General features: G+C 71.3%; 14 protein-coding genes and 1 riboswitch. Of the genes, 5 read left to right on the top strand and 9 right to left on the bottom strand.

The annotated features are described in order from the left end of the window. Positions 1–15: 15 nt before the first annotated feature. The 7 genes from cobI to QFZ76_RS12990 are packed head-to-tail and all read right to left on the bottom strand — an operon-like array spanning position 16 to position 10908. Positions 16–765 (bottom strand): precorrin-2 C(20)-methyltransferase, encoded by a 750-nt coding sequence (gene cobI / locus QFZ76_RS13020; protein WP_307673867.1) that lies wholly within the window; start codon positions 763–765, stop codon positions 16–18. Next, positions 762–2204, bottom strand: a complete 1443-nt coding sequence (locus tag QFZ76_RS13015; protein WP_307673866.1) for a cobyrinate a,c-diamide synthase — start codon at positions 2202–2204, stop codon at positions 762–764. The genes cobI and QFZ76_RS13015 overlap by 4 nt, the downstream gene beginning before the upstream one ends. Beyond that, positions 2201–2800: a cob(I)yrinic acid a,c-diamide adenosyltransferase gene (cobO, locus tag QFZ76_RS13010; RefSeq protein WP_307673865.1), complete on the bottom strand. Its 600-nt coding sequence runs from the start codon at positions 2798–2800 to the stop codon at positions 2201–2203. The genes QFZ76_RS13015 and cobO overlap by 4 nt, the downstream gene beginning before the upstream one ends. Then, on the bottom strand, positions 2800–4809 hold the full coding sequence (locus tag QFZ76_RS13005) for a putative cobaltochelatase (RefSeq protein ID WP_307673864.1): 2010 nt from the start codon (positions 4807–4809) through the stop codon (positions 2800–2802). The genes cobO and QFZ76_RS13005 overlap by 1 nt, the downstream gene beginning before the upstream one ends. Beyond that, the gene (gene cobN, locus QFZ76_RS13000; RefSeq protein ID WP_307673863.1) at positions 4806–8462 is read right to left on the bottom strand and encodes a cobaltochelatase subunit CobN; all 3657 of its coding nucleotides are present in this window, start codon (positions 8460–8462) and stop codon (positions 4806–4808) included. Before cobN ends, QFZ76_RS13005 begins: the two co-directional genes overlap by 4 nt. Next, positions 8459–9970 (bottom strand): cobyric acid synthase, encoded by a 1512-nt coding sequence (locus QFZ76_RS12995; RefSeq protein WP_307673862.1) that lies wholly within the window; start codon positions 9968–9970, stop codon positions 8459–8461. The genes cobN and QFZ76_RS12995 overlap by 4 nt, the downstream gene beginning before the upstream one ends. Continuing rightward, the gene (locus tag QFZ76_RS12990; RefSeq protein WP_307673861.1) at positions 9967–10908 is read right to left on the bottom strand and encodes a cobalamin biosynthesis protein; all 942 of its coding nucleotides are present in this window, start codon (positions 10906–10908) and stop codon (positions 9967–9969) included. The genes QFZ76_RS12995 and QFZ76_RS12990 overlap by 4 nt, the downstream gene beginning before the upstream one ends. A 99-nt stretch (positions 10909–11007) precedes the next feature. Beyond that, positions 11008–11150, bottom strand: a riboswitch (cobalamin riboswitch). A gap of 204 nt (positions 11151–11354) precedes the next feature. On the opposite strand from QFZ76_RS12990, the gene QFZ76_RS12985 reads away from it, so the two are divergent. From QFZ76_RS12985 to QFZ76_RS12965, 5 genes are all read left to right on the top strand, one after another. After that, positions 11355–11720: a CU044_2847 family protein gene (locus QFZ76_RS12985; RefSeq protein WP_307673860.1), complete on the top strand. Its 366-nt coding sequence runs from the start codon at positions 11355–11357 to the stop codon at positions 11718–11720. Beyond that, complete coding sequence (locus QFZ76_RS12980) at positions 11701–13854, top strand: serine protease (RefSeq protein ID WP_307679998.1); 2154 nt, start codon at positions 11701–11703, stop codon at positions 13852–13854. Before QFZ76_RS12985 ends, QFZ76_RS12980 begins: the two co-directional genes overlap by 20 nt. After that, complete coding sequence (locus QFZ76_RS12975; RefSeq protein WP_307673859.1) at positions 13851–14207, top strand: hypothetical protein; 357 nt, start codon at positions 13851–13853, stop codon at positions 14205–14207. The genes QFZ76_RS12980 and QFZ76_RS12975 overlap by 4 nt, the downstream gene beginning before the upstream one ends. A 42-nt stretch (positions 14208–14249) precedes the next feature. Beyond that, positions 14250–14585 (top strand): hypothetical protein, encoded by a 336-nt coding sequence (locus QFZ76_RS12970; protein WP_307673857.1) that lies wholly within the window; start codon positions 14250–14252, stop codon positions 14583–14585. Between the two features lie 205 nt (positions 14586–14790). Then, entirely contained in the window at positions 14791–15735 is a 945-nt protein-coding gene (locus QFZ76_RS12965; protein WP_307673856.1) for a hypothetical protein, read from the top strand. A gap of 40 nt (positions 15736–15775) precedes the next feature. Here the strand turns inward: QFZ76_RS12965 and QFZ76_RS12960 are convergent, their stop codons facing one another. After that, positions 15776–15997 (bottom strand): hypothetical protein, encoded by a 222-nt coding sequence (locus tag QFZ76_RS12960; RefSeq protein ID WP_307673855.1) that lies wholly within the window; start codon positions 15995–15997, stop codon positions 15776–15778. 43 nt (positions 15998–16040) lie between these two features. Then, positions 16041–17294: an inorganic phosphate transporter gene (locus tag QFZ76_RS12955; protein ID WP_307673854.1), complete on the bottom strand. Its 1254-nt coding sequence runs from the start codon at positions 17292–17294 to the stop codon at positions 16041–16043. Between the last annotated feature and the right edge of the window lie 42 nt (positions 17295–17336).

Below are 17336 nucleotides of genomic sequence, written 5' to 3'. Positions count from 1 at the left end.
ATGCTCTGTGGGGCGTCACAGCTTGCCGCCCCGCCCGCCCTCGCGCCGCGCGGGCGCGATGAGCGTCGAGAGATAGGGCAGGGGCTCTCCGTCCAGTTCGGCGGCGGGCCGGATGGACTCCTCCGGCAGCCCGAGCGCCGACCCCCACACGGCGTCGCCGATCCGCCCGCTCTCCCGCAACGCCTCGGCCACCTCCCGCGCCTGCCGCCCGAACTTGTAGGCGACGACGGTCCCGGGCCCGTTCAACGCGTCCTTGAGCACGGCGGCCCCGGCGGTGACCGGCACGAGCGTCAGCGGCTCGGTGCCCTCGGTGAGAACCGCTCCCGACCGCGCCGCGAGGTCCTGCATGGCGGTGATCCCGGGCACGGTCTCCACGACGACGCCCGGCACCAGCTCGCCGATGGTCTGCGCGAGATAGGTGAAGGTGGAGTACACGTTCGGGTCGCCGATGGTCGCGAACGCCACGGAGCCATGGTCCGCCAGCAACCGCACAACCCGCTCCCCGGCCGCGTCCCAGGCGGCTTCCCGCCGCGTGCGGTCACTGCGCTCGTTGAGCGCGAACACGACCCGTACGACCTTCTCCTCGGGCACGTAGTGCAGCACGGTCGCTTCGGCGCGCCCCCGCTCACCGCCATCTTTTCCATCAGACGCAGCCATGACGGGTACGACGACGACCTCGGCGGCCCGCAGAGCATTGACGCCCTTGACGGTCACCAGCTCCGGATCCCCGGGCCCTACCCCGACTCCGATCAGCCTGCTGCTCATGACGTCCGGCACCTCTCCACGAACCGACGGGCCACACCGGGCTCGGACGCCCAGTGCGTGTGCAGATAACTCGCGTGCACACCGCGCTCCACAAAACCTTCGACCCGCCGCTCCGGAGCCCGCACCCCCCAGGCGGGAGCACCCCCCGCCCCCGGCTCCACGACCGTCCGATGAAACTCGTGCCCCCGCATCCGCGTCCCCGCGACGGCAAGCACGCTGTCACTGAGGGCCACGGCGTCCCGATAGCCGAGGGTGAGCCGCTCGCCCATCCGTGCGGTGGCATCGAGCACCCCGCACATGGGCTGCCCGTCGAGCTCACGACAGAGATAGAGCAGCCCGGCACACTCGGCGGCGACCGGAGCCCCACTGAGGGCGAGTTCGCCAACGGCCTTGCGCAGCCGCTCGTTGGCGGACAGCTCGGAGGCGTACACCTCGGGAAACCCGCCACCGATGACCAATCCTTCGGTCCCGTCGGGCAGTTGCTCGTCACGCAGCGGATCGAAGACAACCACCTCCGCTCCGGCAGCGGAGAGCAGCTCGGAGTGCTCCGCATAAGAGAACGTGAACGCGGCCCCACCGGCCACGGCAACGCGCTTCAGCCCGTCCGGCGCTTGAGGACGAGGCCCTTCGGGCCGAAGCGGGGGTCTGGGGGCGGCAGCCCCCAGGGACGGGACGGGAAGGGGCGGAGGGGGCGAGGAACCCAAAACCTCAGCCGCATCCCAAGCCGCACACGACAACGCACCGGCACTCCGCGCCAGCGCACCCAACGCCTCCAGGTCACACCCGACCCGAACCTGCTCCGCCATCGCGGCAACGGCCTCGACCGCCGCCCCCCGCCGCTCGGCAACCGGCACCAACCCCAAATGCCGCGACGGCGTGGACACCTGATCCACCCGCCGCAACACCCCCAGCACCGGCACCCCCGCCGACTCCAACGCCTCCCGCAACAACGCCTCGTGCCGATCCGACCCGACCTTGTTGAGAATCACGCCCCCGACCCGAACCTCCGGATCCCACGACGCGAACCCGTGCACCAACGCCGCCACCGACCGGGACTGCGACGAGGCGTCGACGACCAGCACCACCGGCGCCCGCAGCAACTTCGCCACATGAGCGGTGGACGCGAGCTCACCCTCCCCGGCGGCCCCGTCGTACAGCCCCATCACACCCTCGACGACGGCGATGTCACACCCGCGCGCCCCATGCAGGAACAACGGCCCGACCAACTCCGGCCCGCACAGATACGCGTCGAGATTCCGCCCCACCCGCCCGGTGGCGAGCGCGTGATACCCGGGGTCGATGTAGTCCGGCCCGACCTTGTGCGGGGACACGGCAAGCCCCCGCGCGGCGAACGCGGCCATCAGCCCCGTGGCGACGGTGGTCTTGCCGCTGCCCGAGGAGGGCGCGGCGATGACCAGCCGTGGGACGGAGGAAGTCACCACTCGATGCCCCTCTGCCCCTTCTGCCCGGCGTCCATCGGGTGCTTGATCTTGGACATGTCAGTAACAAGATCGGCGAACTCGACGAGCTTCTCGGGAGCGTTGCGCCCGGTGATCACGACATGCTGGGTGCCGGGCCGGTCCCGCAGCACGGCGACGACCTCATCGACATCGATCCACCCCCAGTGCATGGGGTAGGCGAACTCGTCGAGCACGTACAGCTTGTAGGTCTCGGCCGCCAGATCCCGCTTGACCTGCTCCCAGCCCTCCCGGGCCTTCTCCTCGTTGTCCATCTGGGAGTCCCGCTGAACCCAGGACCACCCCTCGCCCATCTTGTGCCAGTCGACGGACCCGCCTTCACCGCTCGCCCCCAGCACCCGCAGCGCGTTCTCCTCGCCGACCTTCCACTTCGCCGACTTGACGAACTGGAACACCCCGATCGGCCACCCCTGGTTCCAGCCCCGCAGAGCGAGCCCGAACGCGGCCGTTGACTTGCCCTTCCCGATCCCTGTGTGCACGACGACAAGAGGCCGATTACGACGCTGACGGGTCGTCAGGCCATCCTCCGGCACGACACTCGGCTGTCCCTGCGGCATTACGCGGCCCTCCTCGAAGTCTCCTGCACGTCCCTGACCAGCCCGGCGATCGAGTCCGCCCGCAGCTCGTCGAGCGTCACCGCCGTACCGCCCAGCTCACCCGCGAGCTGCCCGGCAAGACCCAGCCGTACGGGCCCCGACTCGCAGTCCACGACCACGGAGGCGACCCCGTCGGCCGCGAACAGCCGGGCCGCGCGCCCGGCGAGGGCGACCGGCTCCGGCCCACCCGTGGCCCGCCCGTCCGTCACGACGACGACCAGCGCCCGCCGCGCGGGATCCCGCAGCCGCTCCACCCGCAGCACCTCGTGCGCCCGCAGCAGGCCCGCCGCGAGCGGCGTCCGCCCACCGGTGGGCAGCGACTCCAACCGCACCGCCGCCGCGTCCACGGACGAGGTCGGAGGCAGCGCGACCTCGGCGGCCGACCCGCGGAAGGTCACCAGCCCCACCTTGTCCCGCCGCTGATAGGCATCGAGCAGCAGCGACAGCACGGCACCCTTCACCGCACTCATCCGCTGCCGCGCGGCCATGGACCCGGACGCGTCGACCACGAAGAGCACGAGATTCCCCTCGCGCCCCTCCCGCGTCGCCTGCCGAAGATCGTCCCGCCGTACGACGAGACCGCGTCCCGACCGTCCGCGGGCCCGCTGATGCGGCGCGGCCGCCTGCACGGTCGCCGCCAGGTGCAGTTTGGTCAGCGCCCCGCGAGGCCGCCGGGCACCCGTCGTCCGCCCGTGCTCGGTCCGCGCCCGCGAACGCCGTCCCGCGGCACCCTCACCGAGACCGGGCACGCTCAGCACCTTGGTACGGAAGGGCTCCGAGGCCCGCGCCGGCTGCTGCTCACCCGAGCCCCCACCGGAGGCCTGCGGCTCGCCGCCGTCCTCCCCGGCCTCGGGTCGTGCACCGGAGTCGTCTGTCTGGGGGCCGTCCTCCGACGGCGGCTGTCCGCCACCCCCACCGGGCCCGTCCGGATCCGGATCGGGGTCCTCCTCCTCGGACCCGTCCCCGAACTCCTCCAGGGTCTCGTCGAGCTTGTCCTCGTCAAGTCCCGGAGCGTCAAAGGGATTACGGCGCCTGCGGTGCGGCAGCGCGAGCAGCGCGGCTTGCCGGACGTCCTCCGCGAGCACCTCGGTCCGCCCGGCCCACGCCGCCAGCGCGACCGCCGTCCGCGCCATCACGATGTCGGCCCGCATACCGTCCACCTCGAAGGCGGCACAGGTCGCCGCGATCTGCCGCAGCGCCCCGTCGCCCAGCAGCACCGACGGCAGCAGATTGCGCGCCGCCACGATCCGCGCCCGTACGGCGCTCTCCTCGTCCGCCCACCGGGCAGCGAAGCCGGCGGGATCGTCGTCGTACGCGAGCCGCCGCCGTACGACCTCCACCCGCTGGTCGGGCTCCCGCGAGGCCGCGACCTCGACGGTCAGCCCGAACCGGTCGAGCAACTGCGGCCGCAGCTCGCCCTCTTCGGGGTTCATGGTCCCGACGAGCAGGAACTTCGACGCGTGCCGCACGGAGACACCCTCGCGTTCGACGTACGACGCGCCCATCGCCGCCGCGTCGAGGAGCAGGTCGACGAGGTGGTCGTGGAGGAGGTTGACCTCGTCGACGTAGAGGATCCCGCGGTGCGCGTCCGCGAGCAGCCCGGGCTCGAAGGCCTTCACGCCCTCCGAGAGCGCCCGCTCGATGTCCAGCGCGCCCACCAGCCGGTCCTCGGAGGCGCCGACCGGCAACTCGACCATGCGCGCGGGCCGTCCGACCCCCGCCCCCGGCTCGTGCGGGCCGTCCGGACACTGTGCGTCCGGCTTGACGGGGTCGCACGAGAAACGGCAGCCGGGGACGACGGACACCTCCGGCAGCAGCGCCGAAAGTGCCCGCACCGCCGTCGACTTGGCCGTGCCCTTCTCGCCGCGCACCAGCACACCGCCGACCGCCGGGGACACGGCGTTGAGCAGCAGCGCGAGGCGCAGGTCGTCCTGGCCGACGAGGGCCGTGAACGGGAACGGGGTACTCACTTGTCGTCGCCCTCCAAGTCGCCTTCCAGCTCCAGGTAGGTGGCCCGCAGCCGCTCGATCGTCTCGGCGTCCGGCTCGGCCCACAGCCCGCGGTCGGCGGCCTCCAGGAGACGTTCCGTGATGCCGCGCAGCGCCCAGGGGTTGGACTTCTTCATGAAGTCCTGGTTCTCCTGGTCGAAGACGTACTCCGCGCTGAGCTTCTCGTACATCCAGTCGTCCACGACCCCGGCCGTGGCGTCGTACCCGAACAGGTAGTCCACGGTCGCCGCCATCTCGAAGGCGCCCTTGTAGCCGTGCCGCCGCATGGCCGCCATCCAGCGCGGGTTGACCACCCGGGCACGGAACACGCGGTGCGTCTCCTCGCCCAGCGTGCGGGTCTTCACCTGGTCCGGTGTGGCCGAGTCACCGACGTACGCCTCGGGGGAGGCGCCCGTCAGATGGCGGACCATGGCGACCATGCCGCCGTGGTACTGGAAGTAGTCGTCGGCGTCGACGAGGTCGTGCTCGCGGGTGTCGACGTTCTTCGCGGCCACCGCGATCCGCTTGAACGCCGTCTCCATGTCCCCGCGCGCCGCCCGTCCACCGAGCCCGCGCCCGTAGGCGTAGCCGCCCCACACCGCGTACACCTCGGCGAGGTCGGCGTCCGAGCGCCAGTTGCGCGCGTCGATGAGCGGCAGCAAGCCCGCCCCGTACGCGCCCGGCTTGGAGCCGAAGATGCGGGCCGTGGCGCGCCGCCGGTCGCCGTGCTCGGCGGTGTCCTCGTCGGCGTGCGCCTTCACGAAGTTCCCCTCGGCCGGCTCGTCCAGCTCGGCCACCGCGCGCACGGCGTCGTCGATCAGCCCGACGACGTGCGGGAACGCGTCCCGGAAGAACCCGGAGATCCGGACCGTGACGTCGATGCGAGGCCGCCCCAGCTCGCTCAGCGGCACCACTTCGAACCCGGTCACCCGGCGCGAGGCGTCGTCCCACACCGGCCGGCATCCCAGCAGCGCCAGGATCTCGGCGATGTCGTCGCCCTGGGTGCGCATCGCGGACGTGCCCCACACCGTCAGGCCGACGGACTTGGGGTACGCGCCGGTGTCCTGGAGGTACCGCTGCACGAGCGAGTCGGCGAGGGACTGCCCGACCTCCCAACTCAGCCTGGACGGAATGGCCTTGGGGTCGACGGAGTAGAAGTTGCGGCCGGTCGGGAGGACGTTGACCAAGCCGCGCGTCGGCGAACCGGACGGGCCCGCCGGGACGTAACCGCCGTCCAGCGCCTTGAGGATGTGCCCGATCTCGTCGGTGGTCTTCTCCAGGCGAGGGACGACCTCGTTGCAGGCGAACTCCAGCACGGCGACGGCGTCGGGCAGTTCGGTGCCGATGACCTCCCGTACGAGAGGTGCGCACTCGGCCACGGCCCACCCGCGTGCCTCCATGCCCTCGGCGAACCGCCGGCACAGCTGCTCCAGCAGGTCGATGGCGTCGGCGGCCGAGCGGGACGGGCCCTCGACGAGATCCGTCAGCTCCACCGGGACCTTGACCGGCGCCCCGGGCTCGGCCAGCAACTCCTTCTCGGTGAGCCCGAAATGAGTCGCGAGGCAGGCCCGCAGCCCCGGCAGCGCGTTCGCCTGCCCGCCCCACACCTGCGAGGCACGCAGCACGGCGAGCACCAGGTTCACCCGCGGCTCGCCGACCGGACCGCCGCCGAGGATGTGCAGCCCGTCCCGGATCTGCACGTCCTTGATCTCGCACAGATAGCCGTCGATGTGCATGACGAACTCGTCGAACGCGTCGTCGTCCGGCTGGTCGTCGACGTGCAGGTCGTGATGCAGCTCGGCCGCCTTCACCAGCGTCCAGATCTGCGCGCGCACGGCCGGCGCCTTCGTCGGGTCCAGGTCGGAGACGAGCGCGTACTCGTCGAGCAGCTGCTCCAGCTTGGCCAGGTCGCCGTACGTGTCCGCGCGCGCCATGGGCGGCACCAGGTGGTCGACGACGGTGGCGTGACCGCGGCGCTTGGCCTGGGTGCCCTCGCCGGGGTCGTTGACGATGAACGGGTAGATGAGCGGCAGCTCCCCGAGGACGGCGTCCGGAGCGCACCCCCCGCTGAGCCCGAGCCCCTTGCCCGGCAGCCACTCCATCGTGCCGTGCTTGCCCATGTGCACGACGGCGTCGGCGCCGAAGCTGTTCTCCAGCCACCGGTAGGCCGCCATGTAGTGGTGCGAGGGCGGCATGTCCGGGTCGTGGTAGATCGCGATCGGGTTCTCGCCGAAGCCGCGCGGCGGCTGGATCATCACGACGACGTTCCCGAACTGGAGGGAGGCGAGCACGATGTCGTCCCCGTCGACGTACAGACTGCCCGGCGGCTCGCCCCACGCCTCCAGCATCCCGTCCCGCAGCTTGGGGTCGAGCGTGTCGAACCACGCCCGGTAGTCGGCCAGCGGCACCCGCGCGGGCGCGGCGGCGAGTTGCTCCTCGGTGAGCCATTCGACGTCGTGTCCACCGGCGTTGATCAGCCGGTGGATCAACTCGTCGCCGTTGTCGGGGTGTCCCTCCACGACGTACCCGGCGTCGCGGAGCGCGTCCAGGACGCGGATCGCCGAGGCGGGCGTGTCCAGCCCCACGGCGTTGCCGACCCGCGAGTGCTTGGTCGGATAGGCGGTGAAGACGAGCGCGAGCTTCTTGTCCCGGTTCGGCTTGTGCTTCAACACCGCGTGCCGTACGGCGATCCCGGCGACCCGAGCGGCCCGCTCGGGGTCGGCGACGTACACGGGAACGTCGTCCGGGCCCTGCTCCTTGAAGGAGAAGGGAACGGTGATCAGGCGCCCGTCGAACTCCGGGATCGCGACCTGCATCGCCGCGTCCATGGGGGAGAGGGCGGCGTCGGACGCCTCCCAGGCGCTCTTCGAGGAGGTCAGGCAAAGACCCTGCAGCACAGGGATGTCCAGGTCGGCGAGCGCCCCGATGTCCCAGGCCTCCTCGTCGCCGCCGGCCGACGCCTGCGAGGCGTGCGTGCCGCCGGCGGCGAGGACGGTGGCGACGAGGGCATCGGCCTTCCCGAGGAGCTCGTACAGCCCGGAGTCGGCACCGCGCAGCGAACCGCAGTAGACGGGGAGGGCGTTGGCGCCCTTCGCCTCGATCGCGTCGCACAGGGTGTCCACGAAGGCGGTGTTGCCGCTGAGCTGGTGCGCGCGGTAGAAGAGCACGCCGATGCTGGGGCGGCCCTCGATGAACGCGCGCTCCCCATGGACGCCGTACTCCGGCATCTTCTGCGGCTCGACGAACCCCTCACCCGTCAGCAGCACGGTGTCCGAGAGGAACCGCGCGAGCTCGGTGAGGTTGGCGGGCCCGCCCTCGACGAGATACCGCAGCGCCTCGGCCACCACGCCGGCGGGCACCGACGACTCGGCCATGAGCTCCGCGTCGGGCACGGTCTCTCCGCCGAGCAGGACGGTGGGGATCCCCGAGGCCTTGAGAGCCGCGAGCCCGTCCTCCCAGGCCCGCTTGCCGCCGAGCAGCCGTACGACGGCGATGTCCGAGCCCTGGAGGAGCCCCGGCAGTTCCTCCGCGACATCCACCCGGGTCGGATTGCCGATCCGGTACGAGGCATCGGAAGCGGCCCGGGCCGCCAGCAGATCCGTGTCGGCGGTCGACAACAACAACACTGTGCTCATGCGGGCGCTCCCGGTGGAATGAAAGGCAGTCCTTGCGGCGCGCCGGACTCGATGAGCCGCCACAGCGCGTCCGTGTCCGCGTGCTGTTCGATCAGGTCGCCGAGCCGGTCGAGCTGCTCCTCGCGCAGCGCGGCGAACGAGGTGTCGGCGGCCGGCACGAAACGGCGGCCCGCGGCGGCCGCCACCTCACGCAGGAACGCCCGCCGGAACCCGTCCGACTCCAGCGAGCCGTGCCAGTGGGTGCCCCAGGTGCCGCCGACACGACAACCGTCGAGGAACGGGTCACCGCCCTCGATCTCGGCGACCCCGTGATGGATCTCGTACCCCTCGACCTGCTCGCCGAGGGCCTCGCCGACGGGCCGGGTAAGGGTCTTCTCGCGGGCGAACCGCACCCGGACGGGAAGGAGCCCGAGCCCCTCGACATGCCCGCGCCGGCTCTCGACCTCGTCCTCGATGTGCTCGCCGAGGACCTGGAAGCCACCGCAGATGCCGAGGATCGGCCGTCCTTGAGCGGCCCTCCTCGTGATCGCCTCGGCCAGTCCCCGCTCCCGCAGCCACTCCAGGGCCCGGACGGTCCCCCGGGTCCCGGGAAGGACGACGAGGTCGGCGTCGGCCAACTCCTCCGGCCGGTCCACGAACCGCACGACGACACCCGGCTCGGCGGCCAGCGCGTCCACGTCGGTGAAGTTGGACATCAGCGGGACCGCACAGACGGCGACCCGCAGCACGTCCTCGCCGACCGGCGGGGCCACGACCGACTCCCTGACCGTCCCCCGCAGCGAGACCCGCAGCCCGTCCTCTTCATCGATACCGAGCCCGTGCCGGAACGGCAGGACACCGTACGTGCGCCGCCCGGTGAGCTCGTGGAGCATGTCGAGCCCGGGCTCCAGCAGGGACACGTCCCCCCGGAACTTGTTGACGAGGAACCCGGCGACGAGCGCCTGATCCTCGGGCGACAGCAGCGCGACGGTCCCGAAGAAGGAGGCGAAGACACCCCCACGATCGATGTCACCGACGACGAGCACGGGCAGCCCGGCATTCCGGGCGATCCCCATGTTGACGATGTCGGTCCGCCGAAGGTTGATCTCGGCGGGGCTGCCGGCCCCCTCACAGATCACCGCGTCATACGTGCCCCGCAACTCGGCGAGACAGTCGAGAACGGTCCCCAGAAGCTGCTGCTGCCGCCCCCCGTGATAGCCCCGCGCACTGAGCTCCCCGACCGGCTTCCCGAGCAGCACGACCTGGCTGCTCCGCTCACCGCCCGGCTTCAGCAGCACGGGATTCATGAGCGCGGTCGGCTCGACCCGGCAGGCCTGGGCCTGCATGGCCTGAGCCCGCCCGATCTCGGCGCCCTCGCGCGTCACGAACGAATTGAGGGACATGTTCTGCGCCTTGAAGGGCGCCACCTTGACCCCTTGCCGCACCAGCCACCGGCAGATCCCGGCGGTGACGACACTCTTGCCGGCGTCGGAGGTGGTACCGGCGACCAGGAGACCCCCACCGGTCATGACGTACGCCCCTTCGCTACGAGCCGTGCCGCGACACTGACACCGAGCGCGAGCCAACCGACGCGCTGCGAGAGTCGTACGGCCCGTTCGACGTCGGGTGTGGCGACCGCGCGCCCCTGTGTGTTGAGCACGGGCCGATGCTCCACCCGCCCCGCATAGGACAAGGTCCCGCCGAGCCGCACCCCGAGCGCCCCCGCGAACGACGCCTCCACGGGCCCGGCGTTGGGACTCGGATGCTTTGCGGCATCGGCCCGCCAGGCGCGCAGGGCCCCCCGCGGATCCGGCCCGGCCACCGCGGCCAGTACGGCGGTCAGCCGCGCCCCCGGCCATCCCGCGAGATCGTCGAGCCGGGCGGAAGCCCACCCGTACCGCCGATACCTGGGCGACTTGTGCCCCACCATGGCGTCGAGGGTGTTGACGGCCCGGAACCCGAGCAGCCCGGGCACCCCGGCCACGGCCCCCCACACCAGCGCCCCCACCACCGCGTCGGACGTGTTCTCGGCAACGGACTCCACCACGGCCCGGGCGATCCCGTCTGCGTCGAGAGCCTGCGGATCCCGCCCGCACAGATGCGGCAGCCGAGCCCGCGCGGCGTCGACGTCCCCGGCCTCCAGCGCCCGCCCGATGACCCGAGCCTCCCGCGCGAGCGAAGTCCCCCCGACGACCGCCCAGGTGGCGGCCCCGGTCAGCGCGACGGAAGCGGCAGGTGACGTACGTACGGCCCGCACAGCAACACGCCCCAGGGCAACAGCACCCCCGGCACACACGACGGCATGCAGCGCGCCCCACCCCCGGTGGTCCCGCCACAACACCCGTTCCACGGCACCCGCGGCCCGCCCGAACACGGCGACCGGATGCCCACGGCGCGGATCGCCGAGCAGGAGGTCGCCGAGAAGGCCGGCGGCGGCGCCGTACGCGAAAACGCGATCGGCACGCATGGACTCAGCCGACCGCTGTCACAGACAGGACGCTGGTGTTGAACCTCAAACGGCAGCCGCGCATGGCGATATGTCCTCACTCAGGGTGTCCACGCCCTGGTTCGACGAGATCGGCGGTGAGAGTTCCTGGCTCCCGGGGCTTCCTACCCCGGTGACAGTGGCGGGACCGCGCCGGACTCACACCGGCTTCCTCTCCTACCGCCGTACATGGCTTGGGCAGTCCACCACGGGGTTGGAAGGGCCGTCAACTTGCTGTTGACCTGCGGGAGCGGAGTGTGCAGAAGCCCACATCGCTAGCACGGCCGCTCGCCCGACGGCACCCGCTTGGCGGGAATTCCCCTCGGGCGGGCGGCATTCGACGAACCCGCTTGTGAACGCGGATCGTGAGCGCCTGCAATATCACGTACGCCTCATAGGGGGCGCAATGGACGCGGGAGGGGCACACGGTGGCGTACGTGGGCGAGATGCTGCTGGACGACGGTCAGATCGTGCTGCTGGAGGTGGCCGGGAGCGGCCCGGCAGGTGTCCAGCGCGTCTCCCGGGGCGGCGGTGCGGTCGCCGGTGCCGCCGAGACCCTCCAACAGGCCCTGGCCCGGGTGCGTCCGGCGCTCGGCGCGGTCGTGGAGGGTGCCCGAAGTCTGCCGAGACCTCCTGGCTCCGTCACCGTCGAGTTCGGGATCACCCTCAGCGCCGAGGCGGGAGTCGTGGTCGCGCGGGGATCGACCGAGGCGCACTTCACCGTGAGCATGGAGTGGACGAATCAGAACGAGTCCGTCATCCCGGGGCAGCGTGATGGTGACCACCCCTCCTGACGACGAACTCCCGCGGGGCATCGCACGCTTCTGGAGCGCGGACGGCCGGGTCGCCGGCTGTGGTTTCCTGATCGCGGAACGGACCCTGTGCACCTGTGCCCATGTCGTGGCGAGCGCACTGGGCACGGACGAGACGGCCACGACGCCTCCCACCGCCCCGCTGACTCTCGACTTCCCCCTCCTGACACCTCCCTCCGCCCGGCTGCGGGCGACAGTCGCGCACTGGCGGCCGGTCACCGGTGACGGCGGCGGCGACATCGCGCTGCTCAGCCTGGAGGAGACCGTCCCCAGCACCTCTCCGGTGCGCTTCGCCGGCGGCACGGCCGTATGGGACCACCCCTTCCGCGTACTGGGCTTCCCGCTGCTGACCGACGACCACGGAGTGTGGGTGGAGGGCCGGCTCCGGGCCCCCGTCGGCAAGGGCTGGACTTCCATGGAGACCCGCCCGGCCCCGGACGGACCGGCCGTCGGGCGCGGATTCAGCGGGTCGCCGGTGTGGGACACCGAGCAGGGCGGGGTCGTCGGCATGACGGTGGCCGCGGACGTCGGCACGGGGGCGACCACGGCGTACCTCATCCCGGCGGCGCTGCTCCTCGGCCTGGACCCGGCCATGCGACCGTCTCCCTTCCGGGGCCTGGAACCCTTCCGGGAACAGGACGCCGCGGTCTTCTACGCCCGCCGGGCCGACAGCGAACGCATCACCGCTGCCCTCCGCGACCACCTCTTCGTGCCGGTGGCCGGGGCGTCGGGCGTGGGCAAGTCCTCGCTGGTGCGCGCCGGTGTGCTTCCCCTGCTCCGCTCCGTGGGCTACACCGTCACGGACTTCGTCGGTCAGCCGGACACCGACCCCGTACGCACCCTGGTGGCGGCCATCGCCGACCAGTTCCCGCAGGTGAGGGACCTGGCACGACAGCTCGGCGGCGATCCCGCTGCCGCCACCCTGCTCGGCGCCCGCATCCTCGAACCGGCGGGCAGGGCAGGCCACGTCATCCTCCTCGACCAGTTCGAGGAGACAGTGGGCGCCCGCCCCGCCGATGCCCGGGCCCTGCTGGACGTCCTGCTCCCCATGGCCCGCGCCGTCCACCCGGAAGGCCGCCGCCTCCGCGTCCTCGCGACCCTGCGCTCCGCATCCCTGGAGGAACTCGTCACCGGCGGCCACGCCGAGGCGCTCAGCGGGACGGTCCAGATGATCGCACCGATGACCCCGGCTCAGCTGGACGAGGTGGTCCGCCGTCCCATCGACGCCATCCCCGGCGTGGTGTTCGAACCCGGCCTGCCCGAACTCCTGGTCGCCGACGCGGGCGGCGAGGCCGGTGCGCTGCCGCTGCTGGAGTTCGCGCTGGCCGAACTCTGGGACGGCCAGAAGCACGGGCGGCTCACCCATGCCGTGTACCGGGAGATCGGCGGGGTAGAGGGGGCGCTGTCCCGGTATGCCGACCAACAGCTGGCGCATGTGTGCAAGACACCGGGCGGCCCGGACCAGTCGACAGCCCGCCGCCTCTTCGAACGCCTGGCCCGCCCCACCAAGGGCAAGGAATACGCCCGCGTGGCCCGCGCCTTCGACCAGCTTCCGCCCGAACTCCGCACCGCCGCACAGTCCTTGGCAGCCACCCGTCTCCTCGTCATCGCCCGCGACAGCTCCGGTAGGGAGACGGTGGCGCTGGCACACGAGGCGTTGGTCCGGCAGTGGCCCACATTGCGTGGCTGGCTCGACGAGTCCAGGGCGTTCCTGGTGTGGCACGAGAAAGTGCGGGGGCGGTTGCGGGAGTGGGAGGAGGGGGAACGGCATCCTGACCTGTTGCTGCGGGGGCAGGAACTGTCCGAGGCCAAACCGATGGCGGCTCTGCGTTCCGGTGAACTGTCCGCCGAGGAGTTCGAGTTCTTCCGGCTCAGCCGCCTGTACCGAAGGCGTTCCGTGCGGCGTGGACGGACCGTGGTGGCGCTGGTGGCCTGCCTTGCGGTGCTGACGGGGGCACTGGGTTATGCGCTGTGGGGTCTGATGCGCGATCAGGGACAGGACGAGCGGGAGAAAGCCGCCAAGGCGCTCCTCGCCCACGCCGAGGAGCATGCCGAGGACCACTCGGTCGACGCGGCCGTGCTCGCCGTAGCAGCCCGCCGCACCAGCGATCTGTGAGAGCCGTGCAGGTGTGGGACATCAAGAGCGGCAAGCCGAACGAGAAACCGCTGGTGTGGAAATGGGGTCAGAAGGAACGCGACGCGGAGACCACCGACACTCTGGACTTCTCCGGTGACGGGCGTCGGCTCGTCCACCGGGTCGATCACAGCAGATCCAACGAGTCACTGTGCGAGGGGGCCGCGGTCCGGCCGTGGGTGCGCGTGATCGAGGTGGCTGCAAACGCCACGAAAGGTCAGGGGACCGCGCCGCCCGACGATGTGATGGCCACTGACGAGTGCATGGGCGAGATCGCCCTGCGTTCGAGGGAGTCCGACCGCCTCACCGTGGTGACCGAGAGAACCGGCCCGTAGGCGGCTGACGGTCGGACGAGTACGACCTACGCCGTCCGCTCGGTGGAGCTGTCGGCGGGACGGATCGCAACGCAACTGCGGGACCTGGACGGCGTGACACTCGGTGCCGGTAAGCGGGCGCTGGGAACACGGGGCGCGAAGGACGAGCTGTGGCAGGCGCGGCTGCCCGCTCCGTACGGCCTCAGGGCCAAGGTTCGTCAGGTCGCCGCTCTCGATACGGAGGCCAGCGGCCGGTATCTGCAGATGGACAACGACGACCACGGGGACGTTGGGGAGCCCGAAGCCGTGCGGATGGTCATGAAGGATCTCGTCTCCGGCCTTTGCTACTCCGCCGTTTTCCCCCTCGGCATCGCCACATGGGAGAGAACACAGTGGTGACTTGGCGGGGGGACGAACTCCTCGCCTACGCGGTACAGGACCGCGACGTGCTGGCGTTCCGCCTGCGGCCGGCAGCCCGCCCACCGGAACGAGGATCCGTGCAGGTTTCCGCGATGGACCGGGTGGACGGCCGGACGACGCTCGTGGCACTCACCGATGTGGAGTCGTCGGCGCGCCCCGGTGTTCCCTCCACTCACGTCGAAGAGTGGTGGACGGGCGTGCGCCGCGCACCCACCGCGTCGACGAGGACAGGGACTTCGACGACATCGCCCTCAGCGAGGACGAGCGGAGCTACGTCGCATGGGGCGAGTCCGGCTGGGAGCTGCGGAGCACCGTCGAATTCGAGCACCTGAACGGAGCTTCTGCTCCCATCGAGAGCAACATGTCGAGTCCGGACAGAGCCGTGAGCATCGAGTCCGTGCGCCGCTTCGGGAAGAGGGGTTTCCTGTTGCTCGACGGCAAGGGACTCGCACGCCTGGACGGGGCGACGGGTGAAGCCGACCTTCTCGAAGAAGTGGACTGTGCGTGGACCCCGGAAACGAATGACCACGCCTGTGTCACGGCTCTGGGACGCCCCGACGAGCCCGGGCAGTTCCTGATCCTACGGGCCGACGGACACGCTGAATTGTGGGAGCTGAAGCCGGACGGCGCCCTGGAGCGGATCGATGAGACCGACTTCCACTCGCTGATCGATGATGTGTACGAGGGCGGAGAGGTCGCCTTCCGCTCCGACGGGCGCTCCGTCGCGGTGGCCACCAGGGCCGGTGTCTTCGTGTGGCGGCCGGGTGAGAAGGAGCCCGTTCTCCTTGCCGGTAACGCAGGCGGGGTGGGTCCGTACGACGGGAAGGGCCGTTTCATTCTGTTCATGGAAGACGGCGGGGACCAGCTCTGGGACGAGGACGGCGCCGACGAGCCCGTCACCCTGTATGCCGCCGACTACGTTGAGAAGTGGACGGTAGACGGCCGACAGCTCCACGGAGATACCGCCCTGGGCCCGGTCACCTACGACGTGGGCCTTCTCACCGACGCCTCCCCCGACGAGTGCCGCCTGCTGCGCGCACGCCTCCCCGAGGTGTGGGACTCCCTTGCTCCGACGTTCACCGTGCCGTCGGCCGCAGACACGGCCGCGCCCTGCCCCGACCAGGACTGAACCGGCCGAGGGCAGGGCGGGTGAACAACGCGGATGGGCGTCAGGCCACGATCAGATAGATCCCGTACCCCACCGCAGCCGCACACGCCGCGAAGCACGCATACGCCCCCGTCACCGCAAGCCCCGCCGCCCCGCCCCGCGCAGCCGCCCGCTCCTGGCGCGACAGCCCCATGATGCCGAGGGTGAACAGGCCCACGAGGGCCACGGTGATGACGAGACTGACGCCGAAGACGGAACCGAGGGCCGCCCAGTCGATCTTCATGCTGTTTCTTCCTTAGAACCGGTTCGTGCCTGGGTGGCTGGGATCAGACGGCGGTCGTGGCCGGTGGGACCGAGGCGTCGGCAGTGGTGGCCGGGGCCGGGATCGTGGCCGTGAGGTCCTCGGTCACCGTGCCCGCCGGCGGCGGCGTCACGGCGGCGATCGCCGTGGTGACCACACCGGCCGGCTCCCCGGTCTCGTGGGGCTCGTTGACGTTCGTGTGGTCGACGACCTCGCGGCGCGAGAGCTTCCAGATCGCGGCGCTCGAGCCGATCAGGAAGACGGCGACGACGGCCGTGCCCCAGGTGCCGAAGCCGGTCACGTACTCCGCGAGCGCGCCCACCAGGGCGGCGGCGGGGAGCGTGAGCCCCCAGGCGACGAACATCCGGGTCGCCGTCGACCAGCGGACGACTCCGCCCTTGCGGCCGAGGCCCGCGCCCATCACCGCGCCGGAGACGGAGTGCGTGGTGGAGAGGGAGAAACCGAGGTGGGAGGAGGCCAGGATGACCGTGGCCGCGCTGGTCTGGGCGGCGAAGCCCTGCTGCGGCTGGAGGTCGGTCAGGCCCTTGCCCATGGTGCGGATGATGCGCCAGCCGCCGAGGTAGGTGCCGAGCGCGATGGCGAGGCCCGCGGAGAGGATGACCCAGGTGGGCGGGTCGGAGTCGGGGGCGACGGCGCCGCCGGCGACCAGGGCGAGGGTGATGATGCCCATGGTCTTCTGCGCGTCGTTGGTGCCGTGGGCCAGGGAGACCAGGCCGGCGGAGGCGATCTGGCCGGTGCGGTAGCCCTTCGCGGCGGCCTTGCCGTCGGCCTTCTTGCCGAGGGAGTAGGACAATCGCGTGGCGAACATCGCCGCCAGGCCCGCCACGAGCGGAGCCGCGATCGCCGGGATCAGGACCTTGGTGACCAGGGCGTCACCGTGCACCGCGCCGACGCCCGCCGAGGCGACGGTGGCGCCGATGAGGCCGCCCATGAGGGCGTGCGAGGAGCTGGAGGGGAGCCCGACCAGCCAGGTCAGCAGGTTCCAGAGGATCGCGCCGACCAGGGCCGCGAAGATGACCTCGGGACGGATGCCGGTCTCGTCGACGAGACCTTTGGAGATCGTGTTGGCGACCTCCACGGAGAGGAAGGCGCCTACAAGGTTCAGTACGGCGGACATGGCCACCGCGACCTTGGGCTTGAGCGCACCGGTCGAGATGGTGGTGGCCATCGCGTTGGCGGTGTCGTGGAAACCGTTCGTGAAATCGAACGCGAGTGCGGTTACCACCACAATCGCGAGGATCAGCGAGAAGTTTTCCATTTACCCAGGCAATCGTTCGAGGTCATTGGCCGGACGAACGTA

The sequence above is a fragment of the Streptomyces sp. V4I2 genome, from assembly GCF_030817655.1.
GTDB classification, from domain to species: domain Bacteria; phylum Actinomycetota; class Actinomycetes; order Streptomycetales; family Streptomycetaceae; genus Streptomyces; species Streptomyces plumbiresistens.
This window is presented reverse-complemented; position numbering and strand designations above follow the sequence as displayed.

Excerpts from the sequence above, each read along its gene's own strand:
- cobO (WP_307673865.1), bottom strand. The coding sequence starts at position 2,800 with ATGCCGCAGGGACAGCCGAGTGTCGTGCCGGAGGATGGCCTGACGACC.
- QFZ76_RS12980 (WP_307679998.1), top strand. The coding sequence starts at position 11,701 with ATGGTGACCACCCCTCCTGACGACGAACTCCCGCGGGGCATCGCACGC.
- cobN (WP_307673863.1), bottom strand. The coding sequence starts at position 8,462 with ATGAGCACAGTGTTGTTGTTGTCGACCGCCGACACGGATCTGCTGGCG.
- QFZ76_RS12960 (WP_307673855.1), bottom strand. The coding sequence starts at position 15,997 with ATGAAGATCGACTGGGCGGCCCTCGGTTCCGTCTTCGGCGTCAGTCTC.
- cobI (WP_307673867.1), bottom strand. The coding sequence starts at position 765 with ATGAGCAGCAGGCTGATCGGAGTCGGGGTAGGGCCCGGGGATCCGGAG.
- QFZ76_RS12995 (WP_307673862.1), bottom strand. The coding sequence starts at position 9,970 with ATGACCGGTGGGGGTCTCCTGGTCGCCGGTACCACCTCCGACGCCGGC.
- QFZ76_RS12955 (WP_307673854.1), bottom strand. The coding sequence starts at position 17,294 with ATGGAAAACTTCTCGCTGATCCTCGCGATTGTGGTGGTAACCGCACTC.
- QFZ76_RS12990 (WP_307673861.1), bottom strand. The coding sequence starts at position 10,908 with ATGCGTGCCGATCGCGTTTTCGCGTACGGCGCCGCCGCCGGCCTTCTC.